At 42.1% G+C, this 3,944-nt stretch carries 7 protein-coding genes; all 7 read right to left on the bottom strand.

What is annotated here, in order from left to right; all coding sequences use genetic code 11:
• The coding region (locus tag QAI40_RS17020; RefSeq protein WP_304511924.1) for an antitoxin VapB family protein at nucleotides 1–254 on the bottom strand (254 nt) is incomplete at its 3' end.
• Nucleotides 255–352: 98 nt separating this feature from the next.
• A complete protein-coding gene (locus tag QAI40_RS17015) occupies nucleotides 353–1,852 on the bottom strand; it encodes a MerR family transcriptional regulator (RefSeq protein ID WP_304511923.1) in 1,500 nt (499 codons plus the stop codon).
• A gap of 142 nt (nucleotides 1,853–1,994) precedes the next feature.
• On the bottom strand, nucleotides 1,995–2,405 hold the full coding sequence (locus QAI40_RS17010) for a HEPN domain-containing protein (RefSeq protein WP_299984049.1): 411 nt from the start codon (nucleotides 2,403–2,405) through the stop codon (nucleotides 1,995–1,997).
• A complete protein-coding gene (locus tag QAI40_RS17005) occupies nucleotides 2,395–2,703 on the bottom strand; it encodes a hypothetical protein (RefSeq protein WP_299984047.1) in 309 nt (102 codons plus the stop codon). Before QAI40_RS17005 ends, QAI40_RS17010 begins: the two co-directional genes overlap by 11 nt.
• A 267-nt stretch (nucleotides 2,704–2,970) precedes the next feature.
• A complete protein-coding gene (locus QAI40_RS17000) occupies nucleotides 2,971–3,348 on the bottom strand; it encodes a type II toxin-antitoxin system VapC family toxin (RefSeq protein WP_304511922.1) in 378 nt (125 codons plus the stop codon).
• Nucleotides 3,348–3,560: a DUF2281 domain-containing protein gene (locus QAI40_RS16995; RefSeq protein WP_304511921.1), complete on the bottom strand. Its 213-nt coding sequence runs from the start codon at nucleotides 3,558–3,560 to the stop codon at nucleotides 3,348–3,350. The genes QAI40_RS17000 and QAI40_RS16995 overlap by 1 nt, the downstream gene beginning before the upstream one ends.
• 188 nt (nucleotides 3,561–3,748) lie before the next feature.
• The gene (locus QAI40_RS17265; protein ID WP_442875427.1) at nucleotides 3,749–3,934 is read right to left on the bottom strand and encodes a sugar nucleotide-binding protein; all 186 of its coding nucleotides are present in this window, start codon (nucleotides 3,932–3,934) and stop codon (nucleotides 3,749–3,751) included.
• Nucleotides 3,935–3,944 lie beyond the last annotated feature (10 nt).

Here is a 3,944-nt window from a genome sequence, read left to right as displayed (position 1 = left end):
CAGAGTTCCTGGTCAATTTGGCGTTGTGTGATTATTGAATCATTTATTTTTTTGAACTCATCATCATTCCATCTGCCAAACAGGTCATCCAGGTCATCATATCTGCGTGAAAATTTCTTTTCCTTTTTTAATCCAAGACTTGTTTTGATAAGCTCAAGAATAATATAATTAACACTCTTGCCTTGTTTTCTCGCAATTATTTTTAATTTTTCAGCAACTTCAGGCTCAACGCCTCTAATGGTAACTGCCTTCATAAAAATCTCCAATAATATCATTATGTGCCCATTTATTGATGTCAATATATGCCATCAATTTTGCTTTGTCAACGGGGACGCAGATTTTCTCAGATTACTCAGATGTTTTTTTTTGCTATCAGCAGGGTTCTTCCGATGGTGCCGAGGATGCGTTTGTCCTGCATTTTCTGTACCTGGTTCCCGGTCAGGCGTTCAGAGGACAGGGGGCATTCTATGCGGTGGATTGTTTTCCATCCCGTTTCTGATAAAAGGCTGTGGTAGTCAAATATTGTGATTGCTTTATCAGGTTTTTCTTCTGCGGCTGGTGTGGATTCAAAATCACGCCAGTCAGCATTGAGGAAAGCCAGGGTTGTTGTTGGTTTCGCGTTTTTATAGGCCAGGGTGAAAAAATCTTTAAAAAATTGTTTGTAGTCTTTTTTTGTGTATGAGGATATGGAGGGGGTATCCTCATTTGCTTTTTGTTCATATTCCTTTTTTTTCTTGGTGTAATATGGCGGATCAAAAAAGATCAGGTCTGGTTTTTTTGTGACGGGCCATGTTTCTTTTTTGGGGTCCCAGTGGTGGTATTCTATTTCAGGGCGCTTGCCTTGCTTGTCTTGGGCCGCAAGATCAAAGGCCTGGCATTTTCGTTCAAAGAGGAGGCATGTGTCAGGGACTACGCCGCCGCCGGCCATGGGGTCAAGGACAAGGTCGTTGGGTTTTGTAAAATAGAACAGGGTGTGGGCAATGAGCTGGGCCGGGATACGGCCGGGCCAGTCGTCTCCGAATCGTTCATCACATTCGTTAAAATTCCACTGATCCCAGGTGCGAAGGCCCCAGCCAAGCTCTTTGAATTTTTCCTGATCCGTTTTTCCATGTAATCTTATGGCCCAGGTAAGGGCAAGGTCCATCTGGTAATGGGCAGCTATGTATTCCATGTCATGGCCCTGGGCGAGCAAAGTGTCGATATTACCAATATTGGTATTTCCGACTATTTCACAGACGCGGTTTCGGCTGAGGCCCACTTTGTCTGAAATTTTATCCTGGGTCCATCCCAGGCGGCCAAGGCGGATGATGGTGCTGTCCCGGCTGGTTCGCTGCCGGGCGCGGATATCGGATATCCACAGGTTGACAGACTGCTGGCTGACCCCAAGTTTTTCTGCCAGGGCAGTTTCCCTTACACTGCATTCCGGGTCTGAAAGGGCAATGTCCCGGGCAACTCGCTTTTTGTCATTTGTGCTCAGCCGGTCCCCGTGGCTGATATTGCTCTGGGCAGATTCAAGAAGAAGCGCTATTTTGTTTTCCTCATAATCCAGGGAGGTGTCTTTCCATTCAACAGCTGCAATCTCTTTGATTCCCATTTCTTTAAATGCGGACCAGCGGTGGACCCCGTCCAGGATGATGGTTGCTATGGTTATTTTGTTGCCATTGGCATCTGTATAATTAAACACCCTTTGAATCTTGATGGGAGGAAACTGCGCACCAATTTCCAGGGCTTCCACATAAGCGCTGATGGTTTTCTGACTTACCGCCCCTCTCGGGTAAATAAACTTATCCCATGTTAATTCATCGGGGTCTGACCCCGATAAGGGGTTGTCTTTATTGGATAATCGTTCCAATTTGGAGTGGTTTTTCCTCTTAGCGCCTGCTTTTTGGGGTCAGAAAGTGGGTTTTAAGGGTTTTGCCTGGGGTCATCATTGCTTAGGGTCAGGCTTCGCTTATTGTGGTTATTGGGGCATAAAGTATTGGGAATTATTTTTTTCAGCCTTTCTTATTACAGGATTGGGCAGATATAATAGCCTGTACTTTTTGCTCAACATGCCCAGCAATCTTCAAACATTCATTGCATAAATTGAAATCAGGTTCAAAGTCTGGCAACACGCTGCCTAATGGATATTTAGATGGCAAGTAGACAGTATCCAGTAATTCACATTCTTCTTCTGTCAGCCCTATGTGTATATCGTCTTTTTCTAGAAGACTATTTAATTCACTTATGCTATGAGTTTTTCTAAATTTCTGATTATTTTCCAGCATAAGTGCTTTTAGGTATTTTTCAATAGATTGCTGGATGTTTTGCAGGCAAGGGTTAAACAAATCACTCTTCAAGAGAATAGCAGCAGAACGTAGATTTTCTGTAGCATAGGTCAACCAATTTTTCGTTTCATCTTTCAAAAATCACCTCCCCACGAGAAATCTCATCACCCATTACGCAATGAAAGGCTCCCAAACGTAATGGAATAATATCAACAGATAGCTCCTTTGAAATAATCCTTATTTTTTTCCGATATTTCATTGCCAGTGGCAAATATGACTCACTGCTGTTTTGCAAGACGGCGACATCAATATCGTTTGGATTGTCCGCCCACAAAAAGGAACCAAAAACAATAACCTTTTGAATTTCTAGTTCATCCTTCAAGCATGCAACTATACATTTTTTAATTTTATCTTTTTCTTGCTGACTAATTGCCATATCCTTTATCCTCTGTCATTTGATCTTCCCGGCTTCCCGGGGTCAGGCTTGCGTTGTTGTCGTTATTGGGGGGTAAAGTATCAAGACTTTGACGAATGATTCAGCAATAAGACCGCTCCGTCTCCACTCAACAATTTTATAATCAGCCCCAGTGGTATATTCTTTTTTCCTGCAGTTCAAACGCCATTTCCAGGCTGCCGTTATGGTTGAAACCGGCTTCGGCAATGATAAAGGTCTTATTATAGTTCATAGCTGAACTCTCAAAACTTATAAGAATAAAATTTCAACATCCTTTATTTTCTCAAAATCTTTATCCATTGTAACCACTTGCAGGCCATAATATTTAGCCGCGTTATACTGGTAGGCATCATCAAAATCCAAATTCAGGTTTTTCCTGACATTTACAACACCTTTGTACAGTTCCATCGGCAATGAAAGAAGTCTGATATCAGGCATGACATCTTTAACAAATTTCTGAAAAATGTCTTCTTTATTATATCTGAAGAGAATTACACCAATGGAGTGCAAAGAAAAATCTGTTATGCTGAGATTCCCGATATTGTTGATCAGGAACCTCTTACACTCTTCTTTCTTGTCCTGCCCCAAAAGTATTTCCAAAAATATATTCGTGTCTGCTAAAAACATTATCTCCACTCCAACGTTCTGTGTTGCAACTCAACAGAAGTAAATTCCCCTCGCATCTCTGACAACTCCCCCTCCCAGTCGAACCGGAATTTCTTTGCCGTGCTCTTTGTACCTTTATACTTCTTTAGCAGGAACTCCACATAATCTAAAACTTCTCTCCTTAAATCTACAGGAAGTTTTTGTAATTTCAATTCTATTTCTTTTTCATGCATGGTTACCACCCCCCTTTATTATTATATTTGTCATACCACATCTCATTATCTCAACGGTCCATATCGGGATATCGGGGTCTGACCCCGCTAAGTACCGCTAAGTACAGTGTACCCATAAACTTAAATTTCTGCAAATCCTTTTTTGTTTCCGGGGTCTGGTTTTGGGACGCAGATTTTGCATTCTGGGGTCAGGCTTGCGTTGTTGTCGTTGTTTGGTTAATAGGTGTCGGGTTTTGACTGAGCATGGCTGCTAAACTCTTTTGCCATTGTATGAGGCTGATGCCAAAATTATTTATCAGCATAGAACAGTCCATAACCGAATTGAGCGGTCTTCCGGCCGGTGTCGGATATTCAGCAGTCGTAACCGGTATCACCTTTTTTATT

The organism is Desulfobacula sp., assembly GCF_030611305.1.
In the GTDB taxonomy this organism is placed as follows: Bacteria; Desulfobacterota; Desulfobacteria; order Desulfobacterales; family Desulfobacteraceae; genus Desulfobacula.
The sequence above is the reverse complement of the archived record's forward strand: the minus strand, read 5'-3'. Positions and strand labels throughout refer to the sequence as shown.

Excerpts from the sequence above, each read along its gene's own strand:
- QAI40_RS17005 (WP_299984047.1), bottom strand. The coding sequence starts at position 2,703 with ATGGCAATTAGTCAGCAAGAAAAAGATAAAATTAAAAAATGTATAGTT.
- QAI40_RS17000 (WP_304511922.1), bottom strand. The coding sequence starts at position 3,348 with ATGTTTTTAGCAGACACGAATATATTTTTGGAAATACTTTTGGGGCAG.
- QAI40_RS16995 (WP_304511921.1), bottom strand. The coding sequence starts at position 3,560 with ATGCATGAAAAAGAAATAGAATTGAAATTACAAAAACTTCCTGTAGAT.